19 protein-coding genes, 1 tRNA gene and 1 pseudogene are annotated in these 22,524 nt (G+C 63.7%); 8 read left to right on the forward strand and 13 right to left on the reverse strand.

Features of this window, described 5'->3' with window-relative positions:
• Nucleotides 1-68 precede the first annotated feature (68 nt).
• Entirely contained in the window at nt 69-1,991 is a 1,923-nt protein-coding gene (locus A5695_RS19325) for a DUF5632 domain-containing protein (RefSeq protein WP_231974906.1), read from the reverse strand.
• An 82-nt stretch (nt 1,992-2,073) separates the two neighbouring features.
• Here A5695_RS19325 and A5695_RS29175 point away from each other — a divergent pair, with 82 nt between their 5' ends.
• On the forward strand, nt 2,074-2,217 hold the full coding sequence (locus A5695_RS29175; RefSeq protein WP_197515554.1) for a hypothetical protein: 144 nt from the start codon (nt 2,074-2,076) through the stop codon (nt 2,215-2,217).
• 14 nt (nt 2,218-2,231) lie between these two features.
• Here A5695_RS29175 and A5695_RS19330 read toward each other — a convergent pair whose 3' ends face one another.
• The 6 genes from A5695_RS19330 to A5695_RS19355 all read right to left on the reverse strand — a co-directional run bounded on the left by A5695_RS19330 (nt 2,232) and on the right by A5695_RS19355 (nt 6,378).
• Nucleotides 2,232-2,543 carry a DUF2694 family protein gene (locus A5695_RS19330; RefSeq protein WP_067279683.1) on the reverse strand — a complete coding sequence of 104 codons (312 nt, stop codon included), beginning with the start codon at nt 2,541-2,543 and terminating at the stop codon, nt 2,232-2,234.
• The gene (locus A5695_RS19335; protein ID WP_068085697.1) at nt 2,540-2,857 is read right to left on the reverse strand and encodes an ESX-1 secretion-associated protein; all 318 of its coding nucleotides are present in this window, start codon (nt 2,855-2,857) and stop codon (nt 2,540-2,542) included. The genes A5695_RS19330 and A5695_RS19335 overlap by 4 nt, the downstream gene beginning before the upstream one ends.
• A 50-nt stretch (nt 2,858-2,907) precedes the next feature.
• Nucleotides 2,908-4,269: a DUF4226 domain-containing protein gene (locus A5695_RS19340; RefSeq protein ID WP_068085699.1), complete on the reverse strand. Its 1,362-nt coding sequence runs from the start codon at nt 4,267-4,269 to the stop codon at nt 2,908-2,910.
• A 144-nt stretch (nt 4,270-4,413) separates the two neighbouring features.
• Entirely contained in the window at nt 4,414-4,776 is a 363-nt protein-coding gene (locus A5695_RS19345; RefSeq protein ID WP_068085702.1) for a DUF4226 domain-containing protein, read from the reverse strand.
• A 16-nt stretch (nt 4,777-4,792) separates the two neighbouring features.
• On the reverse strand, nt 4,793-5,611 hold the full coding sequence (locus A5695_RS19350) for a C40 family peptidase (RefSeq protein WP_068085703.1): 819 nt from the start codon (nt 5,609-5,611) through the stop codon (nt 4,793-4,795).
• A complete protein-coding gene (locus tag A5695_RS19355) occupies nt 5,608-6,378 on the reverse strand; it encodes a helix-turn-helix domain-containing protein (RefSeq protein ID WP_068085705.1) in 771 nt (256 codons plus the stop codon). The genes A5695_RS19350 and A5695_RS19355 overlap by 4 nt, the downstream gene beginning before the upstream one ends.
• A gap of 143 nt (nt 6,379-6,521) precedes the next feature.
• On the opposite strand from A5695_RS19355, the gene A5695_RS19360 reads away from it, so the two are divergent.
• The 4 genes from A5695_RS19360 to A5695_RS19375 all read left to right on the forward strand — a co-directional run bounded on the left by A5695_RS19360 (nt 6,522) and on the right by A5695_RS19375 (nt 9,738).
• A complete protein-coding gene (locus tag A5695_RS19360) occupies nt 6,522-6,938 on the forward strand; it encodes a WhiB family transcriptional regulator (protein WP_068085709.1) in 417 nt (138 codons plus the stop codon).
• Nucleotides 6,939-7,028: 90 nt separating this feature from the next.
• Nucleotides 7,029-8,411: an acyl-CoA dehydrogenase family protein gene (locus tag A5695_RS19365; protein ID WP_068085711.1), complete on the forward strand. Its 1,383-nt coding sequence runs from the start codon at nt 7,029-7,031 to the stop codon at nt 8,409-8,411.
• Between the two features lie 27 nt (nt 8,412-8,438).
• Complete coding sequence (locus A5695_RS19370) at nt 8,439-9,422, forward strand: pirin family protein (protein ID WP_068085713.1); 984 nt, start codon at nt 8,439-8,441, stop codon at nt 9,420-9,422.
• Complete coding sequence (locus A5695_RS19375) at nt 9,409-9,738, forward strand: GNAT family N-acetyltransferase (RefSeq protein ID WP_068085716.1); 330 nt, start codon at nt 9,409-9,411, stop codon at nt 9,736-9,738. Before A5695_RS19370 ends, A5695_RS19375 begins: the two co-directional genes overlap by 14 nt.
• Before the next feature lie 115 nt (nt 9,739-9,853).
• Here A5695_RS19375 and A5695_RS29790 read toward each other — a convergent pair whose 3' ends face one another.
• From A5695_RS29790 to A5695_RS27825, 5 genes are all read right to left on the reverse strand, one after another.
• On the reverse strand, nt 9,854-10,339 hold the full coding sequence (locus A5695_RS29790; protein ID WP_231974907.1) for a hypothetical protein: 486 nt from the start codon (nt 10,337-10,339) through the stop codon (nt 9,854-9,856).
• Complete coding sequence (locus A5695_RS19385; protein ID WP_068085719.1) at nt 10,336-12,282, reverse strand: TNT domain-containing protein; 1,947 nt, start codon at nt 12,280-12,282, stop codon at nt 10,336-10,338. The genes A5695_RS29790 and A5695_RS19385 overlap by 4 nt, the downstream gene beginning before the upstream one ends.
• A gap of 803 nt (nt 12,283-13,085) precedes the next feature.
• Nucleotides 13,086-16,367: an NACHT domain-containing protein gene (locus A5695_RS27815; RefSeq protein ID WP_082946187.1), complete on the reverse strand. Its 3,282-nt coding sequence runs from the start codon at nt 16,365-16,367 to the stop codon at nt 13,086-13,088.
• A 217-nt stretch (nt 16,368-16,584) separates the two neighbouring features.
• Nucleotides 16,585-16,986 (reverse strand): abortive infection family protein, encoded by a 402-nt coding sequence (locus A5695_RS27820; protein ID WP_197515555.1) that lies wholly within the window; start codon nt 16,984-16,986, stop codon nt 16,585-16,587.
• A 39-nt stretch (nt 16,987-17,025) separates the two neighbouring features.
• Nucleotides 17,026-17,508 (reverse strand): hypothetical protein, encoded by a 483-nt coding sequence (locus A5695_RS27825; RefSeq protein WP_082946189.1) that lies wholly within the window; start codon nt 17,506-17,508, stop codon nt 17,026-17,028.
• Between the two features lie 324 nt (nt 17,509-17,832).
• On the opposite strand from A5695_RS27825, the pseudogene A5695_RS19410 reads away from it, so the two are divergent.
• A pseudogene (locus A5695_RS19410) lies at nt 17,833-19,067 on the forward strand (IS256 family transposase).
• A 181-nt stretch (nt 19,068-19,248) separates the two neighbouring features.
• A complete protein-coding gene (locus tag A5695_RS19415; protein ID WP_068085732.1) occupies nt 19,249-20,427 on the forward strand; it encodes an IS481 family transposase in 1,179 nt (392 codons plus the stop codon).
• A 48-nt stretch (nt 20,428-20,475) separates the two neighbouring features.
• On the opposite strand, the gene A5695_RS19420 is transcribed toward A5695_RS19415, so the two are convergent.
• Nucleotides 20,476-20,558 (reverse strand) — tRNA-Leu (locus A5695_RS19420).
• Nucleotides 20,559-20,799: 241 nt separating this feature from the next.
• On the opposite strand from A5695_RS19420, the gene A5695_RS19425 reads away from it, so the two are divergent.
• Nucleotides 20,800-22,422: a DUF3662 and FHA domain-containing protein gene (locus tag A5695_RS19425; protein WP_068085735.1), complete on the forward strand. Its 1,623-nt coding sequence runs from the start codon at nt 20,800-20,802 to the stop codon at nt 22,420-22,422.
• Nucleotides 22,423-22,524: the final 102 nt, after the last annotated feature.

Consider the following 22,524-nt stretch of genomic DNA (forward strand, 5'->3'; position numbering starts at 1 on the left):
ACAGTATGTCGAGCCGTCTAACCAGCGTCAATTCAAACTCGCAGGTCGCGGAACACCCCACGGCGGTGCTATGCGGCGAGTTTCTGGTACCAGGCGAGGTGATAATTCGCCGATACCGGGTCTGCGCTCGCGATGCCTTCGGTTGCGGCCATCAACAGACACTTGAGTAAAAGGGCCGTGTTCACAGACGGGTACTGGACCAAGAGCTGGTAGCGCGCCGTATCCAGGTGCACCCGCAACACGTCGACCTCCTGGTCGATGATGACGGCTTCCGCGGCAGCGGCGTCCGCCAGCCGCTGCACAATGCGGGGGAGTCCTTCGAACCGGCGCGTGGTCTGGCTCAGCACCGTGCTCAAGTCCTCGATCGCCGGCAGTTTCCGCGCTTCCACCGACGACTTCGTCGTGCTGAAGTCCGCCGAGCGCCGCAGCGAATCACCGGGGGAATAGGTCACCACGCGCGCGGCGTCACCGATCAACGCGGCGACCCTGCCGGTGCGACGCTCGGGTTCCAATAGCCGCACGCCCGCCGGAAGGTTGATACCCGCCGGTATCCAGCCGTGGGCCAAGTCGGTTACCAGCACGGTCGTGCCGTCCGGAAGGTCGCCGACAGCCCAATTCAGCCGCGGCTCCTGGCGCACCACGAACTCGAGGAGGCGATTCAGCCGGTCGGCATCGAAAACCGGTGTGGTGCCGATCTTTTCGCGGGGCTGTGGGGTGGGCTCCGGCTCATCGCGCGCGGCGACGGGCTGGTTGGCGATCGTGTGATGGCGCCCGCTGTCTGCTGCTTCGTCGACGACGGGCTCGGCTTCGGTGATCGCCGGGATGACCCGGGTCTCCTTCATCGACGCCGACGGTGCGGTGGCGGCGCGCTCCGGCTCCTGGGCCGGCTGCTCCTCCTCCGGCGCCGTCGCCGGCTCCTCCACGTCGACCTGGAGGCGGCCGTCGCCTACCGGCTCCCACTCGGTCGCCGGGGTGGTGTCGATCGGCTGCTCGACGACCGGCTCGACGTCGGTGAACGCGGGAATGGCCTGCGTCTGTTCCGTCGAACCGGGCGCTGCTTCGTTGTCATCGAAATGGTGGCGGCCTGGGCCGTCGCGGAGGGGTGGGGGCTCCCAGTCCGCCGCGGGGTCGCGCTCAACCGGCCGCTCGACGACCGGCTCGACTTCGGTGAACGCGGGGATGATCTGCGTCTCCTCGTTCGCGGTCATCGCGGCGTCGGTGTCCGGAGCCCCTACCGGCTCCGCCTGGTCCGGTACCTGCTCCTGCTCCCGCTGGCGATCGCCGGGCACGGACGGCCGACCGGGCTCCACACGCTCGGCCCGCGGTTCGATGACATGCTCTGGTTCCGTCACACTCGGGATGACCTGCGTCGCCTCCATATCGGGCGCCTCTGGGCCGGCGGCGACCTCCGCGCCGATCTCTCGTGCAGGCGTCTCGTATGGCGACCCGGGGTTGACCGGCTCGGGGTCCGGCACGACGGGAGCCGGCTTGTCGACCCGCCAGCGCGGCTTACGCGTGGTCCTGGTGGGCGCTTCGGAAGGTCTGGCGCCGCTCACCGCAGGAATGATTCGGGTCTGCTCCATGCCCGGTGCCGGCGGTTCGGCCGGCGGCCGGCGTGGATATCCGGCGCTCACCACGCTCTTCGCCGCGTGCAGCTGACGCATCGTCGACTCGACTCGCCGCACGGCGCGGCCACGCGCTTCATCGATGACGCGGGTTTCTTCCGCCTGGCGGGCCAAGTCAGCCAACCCGGCACGCTTGATCATCTTCAGCTGCTCGTTCGCGCCGTCGGCGATCCGCTGCAAGTCCGCTTTGAGATACTCTGCGGGCGTGGCGTTTTCGGCGGTTATCGTCGAGAGCTCGGCAGGCCAGAGCCCACCGATCACCCATGGGGTGCAATCGATGGGAGAGCTGAAAGCCGGCATCGCCAGTGATTCCCGGGTAGCTCTCCGGAGGCGCTGACGCGCCGTCATCCGACCGAAGATCGCCACCGGTTAAGCGTACCGGTGTCTGATGAATGGCTTATCCGGTGAGTGAATTGTGCAGGTGTAACGGCCTGGGTAGCGTGGGGGCATGGCTGAATCTGCGCTGCAGCAGCAACTCGACGAAGTGCGTGCCTTGCTCGCCCGCGCACGAGAGTTGTTCGGCCCCAACCCCGTAGAGCCGCCCGCCGACATCGCTCCAGATCCCGAGGCTGCCAAGACGTGGCTGCTGTAGGCCCTCTGAGCCGGCTAGATCGCCCTGTTGCGGCGCCGCAGTTTGTGCGCCAACAACTTCTCGATCGCCGCGTCGAGGTCTCGGGGGGTCGGAACCTCAGCTGAGGGGGTGTGTCCGGCCGCTACGATCTCGTCGCGAATCTCCAGCAGTGCTTTGAGGCAGGAGACGTCGGCGGTCAGCAAAATGCCTCGTGCCAGCGTCTCGGCGTCGGTCTCCATTGCCTCTTCGCTCAGCGCAACGCTGTGCATGTAGCCGCCGCGGCAGGAGCGGACGAGAATGTGCCCACTCGGATGAACGGTGTCAAAAGCGGGGTTCGCGTCCGTCATCGACCGCGGTCAACGATGCCGCCGAAGTTGTGAGCCGCATCCTGCTCGTGCTGTTCCCACATCGTCGCGGATACCGTCAGCTTGTCCGCCAGGTCGGCGTGATCCGCGGCCTGCTGCTCGTAACACTGACGCCTGAGCTCGAGCAGTTCCCGTCCGGCGTCGCGAAGTTCACCAAAGATCGGCCCGAGCGAATCCAGGCTTTCCTGGATCGCCTCGTGTGACGAAGGAACCGTCCGCAGGTAGTCGGAGGTCTCCTGGTGGCGCGCAGCGACTTGACGCAAGTGTGCGGGTACCACGTGGATCGAATCTGCCATCCGCTGCCTCCTGTTCACGGCCGCCGGCTAGACCGGCGAGATCATTACTGTCAGGTGGTCGACGCGCTCGCCGGCCGCGTGGGTGCTGGTGTATCGGGTCTCGTCGGCGAGGTCACGGCTGCGGCCGGCGCCGGCGGATGCTCCCAGCCTAGAAAGCTTGGTCCGGTCACGGTAGCGATGTCCTGAATTTGGCCATCGAGAAGGGCCTTACCTGGACCGAGAGCAAGCGCGTGGCGGTCGAGGAAGATTCCGACGTCCGCCGGACTCACGTGCGCCGGCTCGATCGGGCTGGTGACCGGGGAGCCCGGGGGTGGGATCGTTATTCCCTGCTGTTGGAACGCATCTGGTATGGCCGCTCCACCGACCGCGGCTTTGATCGCCGCCGCCAATTGCGGGCTGGCGGCCGTCACTGTCTCGCCGTCGGGCAGGGTCACCGTGGTGGGAACAGGCGGCGCCGCTTCGGCCTCGACCGCGGCCGCATCCCGACCGGCGTCGTCGTTTTGGTCGCTCGGATCATCCGACGAAGGCTCGGTCTTGGGATCCGGTTGCTCGGAAGGGTCCAGCGTCCCTTCGTCATCCAGCAGCCCCGGATCGGTTCGATCTTCACCGCCGAGTCCGGGAAGTTGCAGCCCGGTCGGTGTTGCGCCGAAGCTCGGCAGCCCTGGCGCGACGCTGGGCATCGTCGGCAGCATGGGAGCCATGGGCGCCGCCGGAGCGGGCGCGGCCTGCGGCGCTTCCGTTCCCGATAGGTCATCGGTCGCCAGACCCGGGTCGTCGGACAACAACGAGTCCAGCAGCGGATCCCAGCTCGAGTCCTCTGCCGGCGCTGCGGTTTCCGCATCGGCGCTCACCGCGCGGGCCGGGGCGCGCTCGTCGGGATTCCTGGATGCGTCATACAGCGATGTCCATGCGGCCATCAGTGCTGACTTCGACGTGTCGTCGAGTCGCGCGTTGAGGACCACCGTGCGAATATCCCGGAGCTTGCCGATCAGGAAGCGTTGAAAGTCGCGAGCTCCGGCGGGGGTGTCGAGGTCCGATCGCGTTCGTACCGCGGCTTCGGTGTCTTGTTGCAGCCTGGTCAGCGCCTGGCTGCCTTCGACGGCATTGAGGTGAGCGTTCAGGATGGCCGTGATCACTTGCATGTCCAGCTGAGAGCTGGCCGAATTCTGGTGGGCGAGGGCGGCTTCGGCGTGCGCGATGGCCTCCGCCGCCTCGCCTCTCTCTCGATCCGGTGGAGCCGCGAGTTGTTGGCGGATCTTGCCCGCGATCGCCTGGAGCTGTTCTGGACGAGTTGTCGGGGTGATCACGGCAACCAGCTCACTGGGTGACAGGCCCGCCTGCCACGCGTTCGGATCACCGGTGCGGTCTCGGACATCTTTCACCGCGGCAAGAAGCTCCTCGTGCGCCGTCATCAGCTAGGCGACCGCCGTCGCGGCCGCGTCAGATCCGTGCGGGATGGGTTGCGACCTTTCCATGCTCGACGACCGTACCCAGGCGTTTCGCCCTCGACAATTCACCGTGCTGCAGGGTTGTGGACGACATTGCGACCGCACCCTTCACCCGCTGTCAGCGGTGTACTGGTCCCGAAGAGATTCCAGCACAGCCTTTTTCGCTCGGCTGAGTTCGCGCGCGTCCTCGACGACGGAAGCGATCTCGCGCTGTTTGGCCAGCAGGAAGCGCTGAAACTCGCGCGCGCCCATAGGTGTATCAACGGCAAGGTGCGCCTGGTGCACGGTCGCGTGGTCGAGCTGCTCGGCAATGGCATCGAGTCGGCGGGCGCCCTCGCGCATGGCGGCGTGCGCGCTGGAGAGCACTTCCGCCAGCACCCGGTCGGCGTCGGCCGCCGTGCCATGCTGGCCGGCGAGTGCCGACTGCCGCGCCTGTATCGCGGCTACCGAAGGTCCGCCTTGTTCCGTCATGGGCTCACCCTGTTCGTCATAGCGGTCGGCGAATAGCGACGTTGGGCCCCAGCGGGCTGATCCGCACCGAGGCGCCCGAGTAAGGCGCTTCGACGACCAGATTGTTGCCGATGGCCAGCTGGACGTGGCCGGCGTGCGGAAAGACGAGATCGCCGGGCCGGACCTGCGAGCGGGGCACCGGTATCCCGTCGTTGATTTGCTGATATGTGGTGCGGTCCAAATGAATCCCCGCCTGCGCATAGCTCCACTGGACCAAGCCCGAGCAATCGAACTGGTCGGGCCCCGTCGCGCCCCACACATAAGGACGACCCAAGCGCGACAGCGCGGCGCGCACCGCGATCGCGCCGCGCCCGGTCAACCCCAATCCGGCGACGCGGCGACGCCAGAGCTGGTAGCGCAAGGCCCGCAGTTCGGCGAGGCGCCGGCGGGCCCGAAGCCGGGCCGACACGACATGCGCATGCTGCGCCCTCAGTCGTGCCGCCCGTCGGCGCATCGCTTCGCGCTGGGCCATCGGGGTGGCCGGAATGACGGCGGGCTCGGCGCGGGCTTCGTCGAGGACGTTTCGGGTCAGCTCGCGGGCCTCGGCCCGGTCCCGGTCGGCGCCGGCGATGATGCCCGCGGCGGCGGCGTCGGTTGCCGCGGCGGCGTCGAGCCGCTGCCGGCTGCGCTCCGCGGCCAGCCGGTAGCCGCCGTGCGCAAATCCCGCGTTCGGCCCGGCAGCCCCTCGCAGCATGTCGCTGTAGTGCGCGGTGTCCGCATCGAGTGTCGGCTGTCGCAAGGCGCCGGCGAACATGTCATGAGCACGGCTCAGGAGCGCGATTTCGCTTTGGTTCACTGCGCCCCCTCATCGTGTTGGCCGCTCGATTCGACCGCGTCGACGAAGGCGCGTACGCGGGGGAGTGCTCCTGGCGGGATAACCCCCCGGTTGCGGATGTCCCACAGCTCGTCGACGTCGACACCGACAAGCGTGGCGATGATGGCCTCCGGCAGGGTTGACTCCGCGCAAGCTCGGTCGAACTGGGCGCTCAGGCTGTTCGGCATCCGTTTCAGCAGGGCGGTCCGCGTCGCCTCGAGGGCTTGGAGATGCTCCATGAGCCGGCCCGTGGAGTCTGCGCCGGCATTCACCGCGACCCGCCAGGAGCCGGCGGCCAGGGTCTCGGCCTTCACGCACTGAGCGATCACAGACAGAATATACGTCTCATATTCGTTTGATGTTGTCGCCGGCAACCGATCGATGACTGATTTGAGGGCTTCGAGCTGAGCTTCGGCATATCCTTCCAGCACATCTGTGTCGCTGTGCCGGTCCACGACCACGGGTCCGCTGCGCCTGGCGGGGACGACGGCGGGGGGCTGGGCGGCCATCAGGCGGGCTAGTTCCGCGTCCGGATCGGCCGCCACCAGCAGCCGCGAATAGGTGCCCGGGGGCAGCCCGAGGCCATTCTCGACCTTTTGAACTGTGCTTTTGTGCGGCTTGCGGGCACCGCGCTCGAGGAAGCTCAGGCCCATGATGCTGACCCCGGTCGCGGCGGCAAGGTCAGCGAGCGACCAGTCTCGTGACTCTCTCAAGGCGCGGATGGCCGCGCCGGCCGATTCACGGCTCACAGCACGCTCCGGCCATAGGCCGGATATTACACAGCAGCTACCGTATCGGTATGTATATACGTTTCTGTCTCGTTTCTCTTGCGCCCAGGGCCTATCCGTGTATACGCTTTTGCCTACGTTTCACGCTCGACAAGGAGACCGACATGGGACACCCCTGCGCTGCCAACCCGGAACTGTGGTTCGGCTATCCCGACGATGATGGTGGCGACGGCGCGGCGAAGGCCCGCGCATACGAGCGGTCGGCCGTCGAGGCGCGCATCCAGTGCCTGCGCCGCTGCCCGTTGGCACAGCAGCGACGGTGTGCCCAACACGCCATCACACACCGCGAGGAGTACGGCGTGTGGGCCGGCGTCAAGCTCCCGGGGGGCCAGTACCGCAAGCGCGAACAGCTGGCCCAGGCCCACGACGTCCTGCGGCGCATCGCATCCGGAGAGATCAACTCCCGCCAGCTGCCGGAGAATGCGGCTCTGCTCGCCAATCATGAACACGAGTCGGTTGCGGTGGCTGCGGTGGTGCTGCACCTGCCCCTCGCAAAGGTCGGGCCTCGCTCGGCCGCGTGAAGTTTCGTTCCGTTCAGGGGCCGTTTGCTGGCGTAGCCAACGGGGTAGAGCTTCGGCACGACCGAGTCTGTCGACCCAAAGGCGCGATCCATGACTTTCGACCTGACCCCAACGGCTGCGCAACACGACCTGGCCAGGCGGGCCCACGAGTTCGCCGATGAAGTGATCCGACCCGTCGCGCTGCACTACGACCAACGGCAAGAGTTCCCGTGGCCGGTCTTGGAGGAGGCAGCCCAGCGCGGTTTTTACAGCCCGTTGTTTTACCGCGATCTGATCGGCGACCCGACAGGCCTGTCGTTGCCGATGTTCATGGAGGAGCTGTTCTGGGGCTGCGCCGGGATTGGCCTGGCGATCGTGATGCCGGCGTTGGCCCTTTCGGCGATCGGGCAGGCCGCTTCCCCGGAGCAGATGTTGGAGTGGGCACCCGAATGCTTCGGGACCCCAGGCGATCTCAAGCTGGCAGCACTGGCGATCTCGGAACCCGAAGGTGGTAGCGACGTCCGGAATCTGCGCACCCGTGCGCGCCGCGACGGTGGCGACTGGATCATCGACGGCCACAAGATGTGGATCGGCAACGGCGGAATCGCCAACGTGCACGTGGTCAACGCCGTCGTCGACGAGGAACTCGGCCATCGCGGTCAGGCGCTGTTCGTGGTGCCTGGTGGCGCGCCCGGGCTCAAGCTGGTGCGCAAGTTGGACAAACTGGGCTGCCGCGCGTCCCACACCGCCGAGTTGCTGTTCGAGGGCGTCCGCGTTCCCGGCGCCAATCTGCTTGGCGGAGAAGAGAAGCTGGAGCACAAACTCGCCAAGGCCCGCGAAGTCGTGGCGGGCGGAAAGCGGTCGGGCTCTGCCACACTGGGCACCTTCGAGCAGACCCGGCCCATGGTCGCCGCGCAGGCGATCGGCATCGCGCGCGCTGCGCTCGAGTACGCGACGGCGTACGCGACCGAGCGCGAGGCATTCGGCGCGCCGATCATCGACAACCAGGGCATCGCCTTCCCGCTGGCGGAGCTGGCCACCCAGATCGACGCGGCGCGGTTGCTGACCTGGCGAGCGTCGTGGATGGCCGCTAACAACGTGCCCTTCGAACGCGGCGAAGGGTCGATGTCGAAAATGGCCGCCAGCGAGGTGGCCGTCAAGGCCACCGAACGCGCCATTCAGACCATGGGCGGCTGGGGTTACATCACCGATCATCCGGTGGAGAAGTGGTATCGGGATGCCAAGCTGTACACCATCTTTGAGGGCACCAGCGAGATCCAGCGGATGGTCATCGCCAATGCGCTGGGAGCAACCGTCGGCACGCCGCCTCTACATGTGGTGCTCGAACCGTCCGGCGGACCGTTGAACCGCGTCTTCGGCCGGGGGACGCCGCTGCGCTCCCGCGCCGCCGACACCGCGTTGTCCATGCAGGACCGGGTGCCCGAGCCCGTCATGCGGCTGGCCATGAAGGTGCTCCGACCGCCACGCAAGTAGCGGACCTGGGTACGGTCGGGGTGGACGATGAGCAACCTTGAATCGGCGCCGATCGAAGTTGCCTGCGCTGCTTCGCCAAGCGTGGGCACCGAGGTGCTGCGTCCCCGCGAGGTTCCGTTGGGCGGGCCGCGGGCGATGCGCGTACGACGCACGCTGCCACAGCGCCAGCGCTCGCTGATCGGCGCCTGGTGCTTCATCGACCATTACGGTCCAGCGTCAGTGCGCATGGACGTCCCGCCGCATCCACACACCGGACTACAAACAGTCAGCTGGTTGTTCAGTGGGGAAGTGGAGCACAACGACAGCGCCGGCAGGCACGCGGCCGTCCGTCCCGGCGAGTTGAATCTCATGACCGCCGGCGCCGGTATCTGCCATTCGGAGGTATCGGTTCGGTCGGCGGCGGCCTTGCACGGCGTCCAGCTCTGGGTGGCGCTGCCCGATGCCGATCGCGACACCGGTCGCGCCTTCGCCCACTACGCGCCAGAGCGGACGCCTCTTGCCGGCGCGACGGCACGGGTATTCCTCGGCCAGCTGGCCGGTAGCCGGTCCCCGGTGCATACCTTCACTCCGTTGGTGGGCGCCCAGGTCGATCTCGACGCCGGAACTCACCTGGACCTCGATATCGATCCCGCTTTCGAGCATGGCGTGCTCTGCGACATCGGCGCGGTCCTCGTGGAGGACGCCGCTTTGGCCGCTGCCGAGCTGGCATACCTGAGGCCGGGCCGCTCGTCGTTGCGCCTGCGCAACGAAGGGGACCAGCCCGCGCGGACGTTACTGCTCGGCGGGACACCGTTCACCGAAGAGCTGGTGATGTGGTGGAACTTCGTGGGACGAAGCCACGACGAGATCGTGCGTTACCGCCAACTGTGGGAGGCCGGTGACGAACGCTTCGGCGCCGTCCACGGCTACCGGGGTTCGCTTACCCGACTGCCCTCCCCGCCGTTGCCGACCACTCGGCTGCGGCCTCGACCGAATCCGCAACGAAAGGAAAGTGCGAATGACCACCGATAAGACCGGAGCAGAAGCGACCGTCAGCCTTGAGGAGGGCCGGTACACGATTGCCGTCGAAGGCAAGCAGGTCGGCCTCGCCGACTTCGCCGACCGCGGCGACCAACGGGTCTTCTTCCATACCGAAATCGACCCGGCGTACGGCGGACGGGGCCTGGCGACGATCCTCGTCGAGGAGGCGCTGAACGAGGCGCGCGGCGAGGGCAAGCGCATCGTCCCGGTGTGCTCGATGATCGCCACCGTGCTCAAGAAGCACCCCGAATACGACGACATCACCGATGCCGTGACGCCGGATATTTTGCGGTGGGTGCGGTCGTAGTCGCTCCGAAACATTACGGGTTATTGCATTGCGGGCTCCGGTCCGGTTACCGTCGCGGCTTAGATGTCCAAGCGTAAAGACTCGCGGTAATCCAGATTCGGCATTGACAATAGCTTTAAGAGCTGGCCCTAGTGGCAATGTTTAAAATGTCTTCCACCGACCATTTCATGATGTGACTAAAGATTGTCGCATCGCCGACCACTAATGTTGCACACGCCCCGTTCAGGCACAATTCGACATTGCCCTTTTCCAACTCGACGACTTGAACACCGGGCGCGTAGCCGAGCTTATAGAGGCTGGCACCCAGAGCGCCTGAAGCCAGGTCCGAACGAGCAGCAGTTACCCAATTCCAGACGAGATACTTCTCGACCAGTTCAAACGTCAAAAACCTCGCTACATCGTTACGCCTTTGCCCGCGGTCATCCACTATGTCGACACGCCAACCTCCATCGCCATCCCGAAGATGCACGGAATAGTCGTCCGACTTGAAGAGAATGTCGCAGTCGCCACAGCTGAGGGATGTCGTGACGTTGGTCAAACCCGCTTTGGGCGCCCACACCGACCAGTTGTTCGATAATCGAGAAAAATCTGCCATTTTCACCGTACCCGTACCAATACTCCATAAAGTTCCAGTTCAGACACCGTACCATTTGTGCCGTCTGGTTTGATGATTCGGAATTGCTGGCCGCCGCCTGGCTGATGGAACCACGGCGCCACTTCAGATTGTTCGATGTGCCAGCCCGGAGGTAGGAGAGATGGGTCTCCCACCGCGTATTCAAAGTAAGGCTTCACCGCACTCTCTGGCGGGAGTGATAGCTCAGCGAAAGGCGTGCCTTCGGGCGCCAAGTAAGCGCCATAAGGGCTGCCGAAACGTCCAAGAATCGTCCCCGGTTCAAGATGCGCGTCGGGAATCACTGTCCCCGGAACCGCATATGGTTTGGTTGCCAGCATGTCGTCGGGATAAGACAGGCTGCCGTCGGGATGAGTGAACTCTGGGCCTGGTTCCGCCGGGTGGTAGCCGTTGAACAACTCGTGCTCCGGAGGCAGGGACGGAGGCGGCGGCGCCCCGGGGGGCACCGGGGCCCGTGGGCCGTCCGGCGCCACCGGCATATGCGGTCCCGCGGGTGGTCCAGCATCGGGCGGAAGCTCGCCGCCACCACCACCCCCCGGGTGCGGCCCATGCTCGACGACCGGTGCGGGCCCGGGGTGGGTGCCCGGCACCGGTTCCCCGCTTACGCCCGGAGTGGGTGAACCGTGTGGAGCCAGGTCCGCTGCGGCACTTGCCGCGCGCTCCTCCGCACCGCTCAATGCGCGAGGAAAGACATTGTCGCCGGTCAAGCCCTCTATTGCTTCGCGACTGAAAAGCGTCTTGAGCCCCTGCCAGGCCACCTGACCGCCTGCCTTCAGCACATAACCGCCGCCGACCGCGGTGCTGATGGCACTCCACAACGGCTCCGGGGTGGCTTCCACCTTCCCGGAATCCAGCGTGCGCATGCCGGTCAACTTGCCGCCGCTGAAGGTATAGGACGTGCCCATCGCCTGGTCGAAGAATTCGCCCGCGCCGTCCTTGAGCTGCCCATAGACCTGCACCGGCTGTCCATCCACGGTGTGGGTGAACATGAAACGGCCGTCGGGAGTGATCGTTATCGATGCGGGGTCGACGTCCTTGTAGTCGGGGATCTTGCCCAGGTCGTCGAGCGCGTGAGCGAGGTCGCCTTTCAGCTTGGGCAGCCTCGCGCTGGCGGCCTCGCCCTCGGGTGACCCCGGCCCATGGGTATAGAGGTCGGCCATGGCCTTGTTCAAGGCCTCCTGCGCGGCGCGGACCTTGCCCATTTGATCCACCACCGCTTGGTCGGTGATCCGGCGGAGATCGGCCAGCGCTTGTAGCTGGAGCTCGGTAGGCTTCGGCGAACCGTCGGCGTCGACGTCGTGAAGGGCGGCGGGATCGTATCCGTCGCTTCGCAGGTTGCCCAGCGAATTGCGTAAGCCATCGGAGTAGCCGTTGCGTATCGAATGAAGCTGTGCCACTGCAGCTTTGGTGTCGTCGATAGCATCCCTCTCGCAATTGCGGATGAGGGCATCAAGGGTGCGCTTATCCTCCGCGCTGAGGTGGCCGTTCTGCTCCATTTCGACGGCTTGGCCGATCAAGCCGTCGAGCGTTTGCAACTGCGCCTCGAGTGTCGCGATCTCTGTCTCTGCAGCCTTCTGCGCCTCAGCCAGGGAGGCGGCGATGTTTTCCAGGTCTACGCCGATCTTGGGCAACTGCAGGGACTGGGTGCCGAGCGACTGGGTCACTCGCTGCACTTCGACGGAGTCATTGATCGGATGGCCGCCATCCCGGCGGTTCCACGCAGCGTTGAAGCGGTTGCGGGCTTGCTCGAAGGCGTGCTCCGCCTCAGCGGTGCATCGGCCGGCGCGATGAAACGCCTCTGCCAGCGAGGAGATCTGCCCCGGGCTCCCGGATTGCAAGCTTTTGTTGATTGCCCACGGGTCACCGCCGGCCTCGGCGATCAGCGCCCCAACGCTTATGTAGCGAAGCTGCATCGCATCCCCCGTAGCTGCGCAACGTCCCGCGCCGCGGCGGCCATTGCCACCCCTGAGCTTGCAATTACGCTACTGATCCGACTACAGGCGTCAATTCACTGCAGCCACCAAGCGGGCTCAGCCCGGTCGAGGCCGCCGGAAAAGACGAGGGTCACGAACTCCTCGAGTCCGTGACCTCAGCGCCGATATTCAATGCTAACCACGCAAGCTACGCGTGGAGCGTCGTGGTTGGACTATGCGGACATACTTCCCGCCTCGTCGAGGAATACGTCAGCCAGGCGCCGGCCGCCGCCGAAAGCTTCCATCGCTGGTGTCTCGGCGGTGGACGCGACCTGGTACTTAACAACCGCCTTCGCGAACTCCACGACCGCCTCGACCCTGACGTACAAGCTCCACTCCAACTCGACACCGATCAATGGGCCCGTTGAGCTGTATGCGCACGCAACCACGTCGCCCACTGCAGCGCCAACAGATGGCGTCAAATTCACGACAACTTCCAACTTCAAGTTGTTCCCGAGTCAGTTCACCTACTGACTTACCTTGCCGCCTTGAAGGAATTTCGGAGTTCCGACAGAGAAAGTCAGCGATGCTCTCCTTAACCACCCCCGGCTGAGTGTCCTGGCTGAGCGGGCCTTGGAAGTAAACGACCTGGGCATCGCGAACTGATCAGACGCTCGCGCGGGGCGTCCGACGTTGCTGGGCGGCGGAGCAGATCAACTGACTGCGCCATCGAGACTGTTCCACCTTCGTCCATGCCCCGTTGTCTTACGCCATTGCTGAAGCCTGTCGGTTGCGACTCCTGATCAGCGCCAAGTCTCATATTGTTCCGGGTGTCGCATGTACTGTTCGAGTGGGTCCTCGTCAACGACGACTTCAGACTCGTTCCAATCGTCGTTTTCACTGGGCCCCTGCGGCGACGCACCTGCCTGCAACGAAGTGACCGACGCAATATTGCGCTCTTTTAACCTATCCGCCACCATCTGGAATGCCATGGCACTGATGCTGTCACCCGCATGGAAGTCAAATTGACGCAATTTGGGCAGATCCAGGAGAATCTCCAGATCAGAGATAACATCGCATTGTACTAGCGCCACCCGTTTGAGCTTTCTGCACGGCAACAGCACGCCAACATCCTCGATACCACAGTCCTCTAGGCTCAGATACTCCAAATTCGGCAATCCCGCCAGAAAAGAAAAGTCTGAGATGTGTCTTGAACCTACGATCGATAACGAGCGCAGGGTCGTCGCCTCGCTGATGCCCACTAGTGTGCTCAAATTTTCGAGTTCGATTTCTAGTTGTCGAAGCCCGAAACTTCCGAGGCCGGTAAGCTCGCGGATGCTGTTGCAACCGCGCAGTATTAACTTCCGTAACTGTTGCGCCTCGCCTAGTTCAGCCGTTTCGTTCAAGGCCATTGGACCCGACAGTTGGAGTGTGGTCATTTTCGGAAACTCATCAACTAAACGACGCATAGAACCGGCGATGTCTACATCAAGAGACAGCGAATGTAGGCCGGATAGAGCAACTAATGACTTTCGGTCGACTATGCCTCCGCAGCCTTGGAGTTGAAGGGAACTCAGGTTCGTCAACGACGCTAGGTGATCGTATTTATCGATCTGGTAGCATCCCTTCAACGAGAGACTCGTTAACGCGTCGAATCGCCGAATAAACTCCAACGATGAAATCTTCTGATTATCGTTTAGCCCTATTCTTTTGATAACACTGCTGTCTTCGACCTGTGCAAAGACGTCCGCGTCGATCTCTCCGCTGAACTGGATAGCTACCTCAGATACGCTCTTGATATGCTTTAAGCCAGATATGACCTGGGGATCTCGAATACTCAGAGGCCAAGGACCCGTCTCGCCAAAGCAGCGCTGCGCATATTGTACGGGATCGAAATGGCTCCAGGCTTCCATCCGTGAACGGTGAACTCTCGCCCTTCGGTCGTCGCGATAAGCTTCAATAAGCGACAGCGCGTCGTCACCACCTATCAACCCGGCTGTAGACAATGTTGCCGCAGCCTCTGCTTCAGTGAGCTTGCCGCTTTCGATCGGCAGCATCGTGACGATCTCTTCGCCGACGGACGCTAGTATCCGTGCTGTAGCCTGGTCCGCGGGCGGAATTAGCGTTTCCATTCTTGCGAGAATCCGTTGGCGAAGCTCTGGATCAATCCGTGTCACGACTTCGGTGCACGATGCCGCAAGAAAGTTCAGCTTCGCCGCCTTCGGCCGTTCCGCCTGATCCGCCGCGTCCAATATCGACGTTAAGAGCACCTCGGCTTCTCGTTGCCGCGCGAACCCGGATGCCATGACGATGATTTCCGAGTAAGCATCGCGCTCAGCGTTATTGATAAGTAGCTCGATCGACCCCTCTTGAACTATCCGTGAGGCAGCCAGGTATTCTTGAAATGTTTTATGGATGAAGTCGACTCGTTGATTGACGGGCTCCCTGAGCATGCCGGAACGCTCCAGTAGAAAAGTGAGGATCGCGTCAGCCGACTCGCTCACATGTGGCATATGGTCGACCGATCGCTGCACCTTGTCTAGGACGCGTCCCCTTTCCGCATCGCTCAATTCGTTGACGGTGAACCAGTAGGCAAGATCGCTAAGGATCGCGACTTTGTCGTCGAATCTGAGAGAAATGGCAGAGCTACTTGGGATGTTTCGCTCGGCATCTCTTCGATCGAGAAGCATCTCCAAGGCGGTGCGATAAATTTCGAGCCGACGGGTAGGCAACTGCTTGCGTCTGTTCCAATTCAACGCGCACAGGAGTGCACAGAGAAGTGGGTTTTCGGCGAGCTGTCTAAGCGCACGGCTCTTTTTGAAGGTCGCCAGAAGCGATCGACGATACTCATCAATTTGACCTGCATCATGCGTCCCATCAAGGGCGATAGCTTCGTGCCATCGACTGATGAACAGTTCCACGTATGGCCGGGTCATGGGTAGTAGCGCTGCGGTGACAAATTCGAATTCTTCGAGCCAGTTAGCATCGCTTGCCGATGGCCTTGAAGTAACGATAAACGTTGCGTCCGGGTAAGCACTCGTCAGGTCCGCGATCCATTCGTGTAGCTCTTGGCGCCGATTCTGAGAGAATTCGTCTACGCCATCGAGCAGTACGACACCGCGTCCGTGCGAGAGCAACGTTTGGGCCCACTTATCGGGCGCAAGTTCCGCTAGAGGTTGCGATGCGTACTCGACGAACGCCGATACGGCAGGCAATCCTATATCCGCAAACCTTCGAAGCTCAACGATGAACGGTACAGCACGGTTCCAGGCTCTTAACGGCTCGGAATGCCTTCGCTGTGCACACATTAGGGCCAGCCACCGCACGAGAGTAGTCTTGCCGGAGCCAGCTTCTCCCCGCAGATATATGCGACGGGCTTTCGAGACCACAAGGTCGGCACTGAGAGTCTCAGTAAGCGCGTCGCGGTGTGTTCCTGGCGCAGCCGGCGCCGAGACTGAGAGTCCGATGTAGGCGGCGTCAAGAGAGTATCGACGACTGGGACCCGCGTTAGTGACCCCGAAGATCTCTACCTTATCGAGTTTTCGAGCCAGTTCGCGAAGATACTTCAATTCGAATTCATTGTCTTCGTTGTTCCTGGCGCCTAGAGTATCGCCCCGTTTTGGCATGCGAGTAAGCACTTCATTGAGCAGGTCGATCACTTCGTTGTTTCGGCTCAGAATCTCTTTAATGCCGCGGCCTTGGAAGCTGGGTAACGTAATTATTACCTCAGTTAAGTGCTCAATTGCCTCTCGTAGCATAAGTTCAAAAAGCTGAGTAGCAGGTTCGCTTAACAGGTATTGCTGCTGGAGGTGTCGCGAATGCGTATACGCAACCCGATAGAGAGCCTCTGCGCTCAGATTGTTATCAAGAAGCATGCCGTCGTCAAAGTGCGCTTCCTCGATAGTGCGGCTGACGAATAATATCGCCGCTTCTTGTTCGTTCGCCGGGATGCGTTGCAGTTCTGGGTCCAGTCGTTGGTGAAGTCGCTGGGCAACTGTTTCTGCAAGTTGTTCGAGTTGTCGGTTGAGACTTCGCTGGGGCAACACCCCCAAGTGTCTGGCGCCGGCGAGCTCGACAAGCGTCATCTTCCGCTCGGAGGCCGACCGCCTCCCGGCGATTAGTGACTTGCCGCAAACCGTAGCTATTGATGTACCAACCTTCAACAGTGTTTCAACAGACACGACTAGCGGCCTCCCTTCCCCTCAGAACCTACTGCCAACCACCCGAATCAAATGAGTTGTGGTTGGCGGCATCTGACGCTAATACGTCGACTTCCGGCGATGAGAACTCTAAACACCCCGGTTAGAGCCGTCCAGCGGCGACGCGTGCCTGCCACGTGTCGAGCACAAACTCCGTGACGGCGACAGTTGCGTTCAGTGCCAATCGAGCGTGCCTCGTCAGCGCCACGCTGCGTTTCGACTGCCCATGGCCAATTCCAAGCTCGTTGCGCAGTTCGGCCAAGGACTGGACAGTGGTGACGAGCGTGCGCAATATCTGTTGCGCGGACTCACTTCCCTTAGCACTCCGGGAAACAGAATCTGCCTTCAGCTCAAGCAGATCGGCGACGTACCGATAGAGCTGAGAAATATCTTCTCGCTGTCCGTACGCCACACCAGAGTGGTCGAGAATGATCCTGAACAAGCTCTCGACCAGATTTTTCGACGACGAGATCGCCGCGACAAGGATCTGAGCTGAGACTGTCACATATGCGTACGAGATGCTCTTCCAGCACCCCCGGGTCGGTCAGGAGTTCACGTTCGCGGAGCCGAAGGTCCGGGCTTGCGCCGTGAAAAGAGTCGCGACGACGCCATCCGTAGACGGCATGGCCGCTGATCCAGTCAGCTGGGTAGAGCTCGTAACCGTCTCTCGCGAGGACCTCATTGAAAGGTTGAGAAGTCTGCCGACCTCCTCATCGGGTCTCACCAAGGGGTGCAGCATTTCAGCGAGGAATCGCAGAACGAGTTCGTCATCGCCGTCCTGCAACCCGAAGCGGCTGTCGGTAAACACCCAGTCGTCTGGCCAGTCTTCAGGGTTGTTCACGCGATGCTGCCGGATGTCACCGAACGCTGACTTGTACCTCCGATCGGTGCTTGGCATCGAATCCAAGTCGTATATGCGCGCCAAAAAGTCGGGCTCATCCAACCTCCCCTCCCACAGCACCTTCGACAGGGTGATCGTGTCGAAGATTCTGCGGCGCGTGACTGGGGTGATGAGCTTCGCCGACACTCCTTCAACTCCTTCAACCTGGACCGACCCCCACGGATGGTGGTAAGTACGCTTCAATGACTATGGGGATCCACGCGACAAAATCCCCGCAGGGACTGAAGTCGCACCTGTGGTCCGTGTCATCCCCAAACATAAAGGTCACGACCTCTTTCGAGTTCGCGACTTTTCGTGCTGCAGTTCGTCGAACCGCGGTTGCGTCCAGCAGAGTGTTGTACGAGTCGGGCCTGATCAGGATGCCCGGCGTGTCGTAGCCGAATGAATGAAGGTCATCGCGTGATTCTTCGAGGGACCGTCCAAAGTCACTCGAGCAAAGGAATCAACGCGATGACCACTGCCCACGATATCGACTGGCCGCAGCTGTTGACTCAACGACTCACTGCCACCCACCCCGATGTCCTGCGCGAACTGCTGGCGACGTTTATCCACACGCTGATGGGCGCAGGCGCCGACGCGCAGTGCGGCGCGCGATATGGCCAACGCAATGCCGAACGCACTAACCAACGCAATGGCTATCGCCATCGCCAATTCGACACTCGCGCAGGTTCATTGGATCTGGCGATTCCCAAGCTGCGGCACGGCTCGTATTTCCCGGACTGGCTGCTGGAACGCCGCAAACGCGCCGAGCGAGCACTGACCACGGTCGTGGCCACCTGCTATCTGCTCGGGGTGTCGACACGGCGAATGGACAAGCTCGTCGAGACGCTGGGCATCACGTCATTGTCGAAGTCGCAGGTATCGGTGATCGCCAAGGAACTCGACGCCGCGGTCGAAGCCTTCCGGACCCGCCCGCTCGATGCCGGCCCGTACACGTTCATGGCCGCCGACGCCCTGGTCCTCAAGGTCCGCGAGGCCGGTCGGGTGGTCAACGTGCACGCGTTGATCGCGGTCGGTGTCAACGCCGAGGGCTACCGCGAATCCTGGGCATCGACGCCACCACCGCCGAGGACGGCGCGGGCTGGTTGACGTTCCTGCGGTCGCTGACCGCCCGCGGTCTGTCTGGTGTCCGGCTGGTCACCTCCGATGCCCACGCCGGGCTGCTGGCAGCCATCGGGGCGACCCTGCCCGGGCCGTCCTGGCAGCGCTGCAGAACGCGCTACGCGGCCAACCTGATGGCCCTCACCCCGAAGTCGTCCTGGCCGTGGGTACGCACCCTGCTGCACTCGGTTTACGACCAGCCTGACGCAGATTCCGTTGCCGCCCAATACGATCGCATCATCGATGCCCTATCGGACAAGCTACCCAAAGTCGCCGACCACCTGGAGAACGCCCGCGCGGACCTGCTGGCGTTCACCGCATTTCCCAAGCAGATCTGGCGCCAGATCTGGTCCAACAACCCCCAAGAACGGCTCAACAAAGAGATCCGTCGGCGCACCGACGTCGTCGGGATCTTCCCCGACCGCGACGCCCTGATACGCTTCGTCGGCGCCGTACTGGCCGAACAGCACGACGAATGGGCCGGATCTCGGCGCTACCTCGGCCTCGACGTCCTCAGCAAATCCCGCGACAACCACACCCCACCAACAGAACAGGAGGACACCCCCGCAGCACTGACCGCCTAAACCATCACCCCGAAGAATCACACGACGACGTCGTACACCACCTCACTGGACTTGACCCCGGTCCGCTCAGTGTGGGCGAAGGGGTGTGTGAGTTCACGACATAGGTGACAGATGAGTCGGGTCATGGGTTACACCTGTGTCGATGCTCGATGAGTCGCGACATAGGTGACAGTCATGGTGGATGTCCAAAGCGCGTGTGGTCGTCCTCGAAGTCACCAGCGGTCATCTCTCAGTGACCGACGCAGCCCGTGCTTACGGGTTGTCCCGGCAACACATCTACCGGCTCCTCAAGCGCTACCACCACGACGGTCTTGAGGCCGTCGATCCCCGCTCACGACGCCCCGCCAGCAACCCCCGCGCTGTCAGTGATGAGGTAATCGCCGCAGTCGTACTGACCCGCAAACAACTCGCCGCTGACGGCCTCGACGCCGGCCCGCTGACCCTGCAAGACCATTTAGCCCGCCAGGGCCTGACGGTGCCCTCCACCTCGACGATCCGGCGCATCCTGGGCCACCACGGCCTGATCACCCCACAGCCACGCAAACGGCCCAAGAGCTCCTATCACCGCTTCCAAGCCGAGCAACCCAACCAATGCTGGCAATCGGACTTCACCCACTGGACCCTGGCCGATGGCACCGACATCGAGATCCTCAACTGGCTCGACGACCACTCCCGCTACCTGCTGTCGTGCATCGCCCACCGCCGCGTCGGCGGTAGAGACGTCGTGGCCACCTTCACCGCCACCGCATCCCACTTTGGCCTGCCCACAGCCACCCTGACCGACAACGGATCGGTCTACACCTCGCGATTCACCCACGGCCACAACGACTTCGAACGCCTGCAGGCCAGCCTGGGCATCACCCAAAAAAACGGCCACCCCGGCCACCCCCAAACCCAAGGCAAAATCGAGCGCTTCCACCAAACCCTCAAACGCTGGCTCGCCGCCCGACCCCGACCCGCCACACTGGCCGACCTGCAACAGCTACTCGATACCTTCCGAACCATCTACAACACCGCGCGAGCCCACCGCGCTCACCCCGGCCGGCTCACCCCCGAACAGGCCTACCTCGCCCGACCCAAAGCCACCCCCACCGGCCAACCCCACCCACAATTCCGCATCCGCCACGACACCATCGACCAATTCGGCAAACTCACCCTGCGCCACGGCAGCCGCCTCCACCACCTCGGCGTCGGCCGCACCCACGCCCACACCCCCGCCCTGATCCTGGTCACCACCCACACCGTCACCGTCGTCAGCAAAACCAGCCACCACGTCCTCAGCACCCACCACATCAACCCCGAAGGAAACTACTGGCGCAACCAAAACAAAAACCCCGGCCGATGGCCGGGGAATCTGTAACCCATGACGCGACTCATCTGTCACCTATGACGCGACTCATCACACCTGTGGGCGAAGGGGGACTTGAACCCCCACGTCCCGAAGGACACTGGCACCTGAAGCCAGCGCGTCTGCCATTCCGCCACTCGCCCGGAAAAACAACCGATGGACCATACCACTCTAATAGCCGCATCCCCCAACCCGCCTGGTCGGGCGCGGACGGCGTGGACGCTGGGGGACAACGCCTCTGAGCAGGACCGACGAAGTTCTCAGAGTTTCGACGGTGCCGCGCCGTCGCGCTGTACCGATAACATGCTGGGGTGAGGGAGACGGGCCGAATCGTTTGCCGCGCGCCAGCGCAATGCCGCGGCAAGTGCATGCGAACGGCAGAGCATGAGTAGCCAACGGGGGTTGGCCGCTCGGATCGAGCGCAAGCTCGAGGCCACCGTCGACAACGCGTTCGCCCGCGTCTTCGGCGGCTCGATCGTTCCGCAGGAGGTCGAGGCGCTCCTGCGCCGCGAAGCCCGCGACGGCGTCCACAAACTGCCCGGCAATCGGCTTTTGGCCCCCAACGAATACATCATTACCCTCGGTAGGCACGACTTCGAGAAGGTGGGCGCCGACCCTGATCTCACGTCGGGCGCTTTCGCTAGGTACTTGGTCGACTACATCCATGAGCAGGGGTGGCAAACGTATGGTGATGTGGTCGTCCGGTTCGAGCAGTCGTCGGATTTGCGTACCGGGCAGTACCGCGCCCGCGGTGCTGTCAACCCCGATGTGCAGCCCCGCCCGACGGTCCACGATCCCGTCCGGCCACAATCAAATAGTGCGTTCGGCGCAGAACGAGGAGTAGCACCAATGACTGACGATTCGAGCTACCGCCCTCCGGGGCCTGGGCGGCCTGGCGACGAGTACTACGACGAGCGCTATGCGCGCCCGCAAGACGACGCGCGCGCCAGCGACCAGCCACAGGGCGGACCCGACCCACGCGCCGGGTACCCGCCCGAGCAGGGCGGCTATCCGCCGCAGCAGGGCTACCCGCCGCCACGCCACCCCGAACAGGGCGGCTACCCGGAGCAGGGCGGCTACCAGGGCCCCGGCGGCTACCCCGACCAGCGCGGCTACCAGAGCCCCGGCGGCTACCCCGACCAGCGCGGCTACCAGGGCCCCGGCGGCTACCCGGACCAAGCCCAGGGCGGCCCCCCGCCGCAATACGAGCAGCGCCCTCCCGCGCCCGCCGGGTACGGCGGCCAGGGCTACGAGCAGGGTTACCGTCCGGGCGGCGGCTACGCCCCCCCGCCCGGTGGAGGCCAGCAGGGCTACGGCGGCTACGGCGACTACGGCCGCGGGCCGGCCCGCCAGGACGAGGGCTACGCCCCGCCCGAGCAACGGGCGGCGTATCCGGAGCAGGGTGCCGGATACGAGCAAGGCGGCGGCTACGAGCAGGGCGGGTACGAGCAGGGCTACCAACAGGGCGGCGGCTACGGCCGACAGGATTACGGGCCCGGCGACTACACCCAATACGCCGAGAACGTGCCGGCCGGGGGATACCCCGGTCAGGCCGGCGGATATCCCGAGACCGCGCATCGCGACTACGACTATGGCCAGCAGGCCGAGTACGCACAGCCCAGCGAGTATGGGCAGCCCGCTGACTACGGGCAGCCGGCGGACTACGGCCAGCAGGCGGGTGGCTATGGCGGTTACGGCGCGGGCGGTTACGGCGCGGCCGGAACGACGGTCACCCTGCAGCTCGACGACGGCAGTGGCCGCACTTACCAGCTGCGCGAGGGTTCCAATATCGTCGGCCGTGGACAAGACGCGCAATTCCGATTGCCCGACACCGGCGTATCACGACGCCACCTCGAGATCCGGTGGGACGGGCAGGTGGCGCTCCTATCGGACCTGAACTCCACCAACGGGACCACCGTCAACAACGCACCGGTGCAGGAGTGGCAGTTGGCGGACGGCGACGTGATCCGCCTGGGTCATTCGGAGATCATCGTCCGGATCCACTAAACCCGCTGGGCTCAACGCTGCCGTGCTTCGCCCCGCGTCGACCGCCGTCCAAGTATCGTGACGTTGCCGATGTGCTCGGGGTCACGGGCGCCAGGGGGACGC

The organism is Mycobacterium sp. E1747, from assembly GCF_001667775.1.
Classification (GTDB): domain Bacteria; phylum Actinomycetota; class Actinomycetes; order Mycobacteriales; family Mycobacteriaceae; genus Mycobacterium.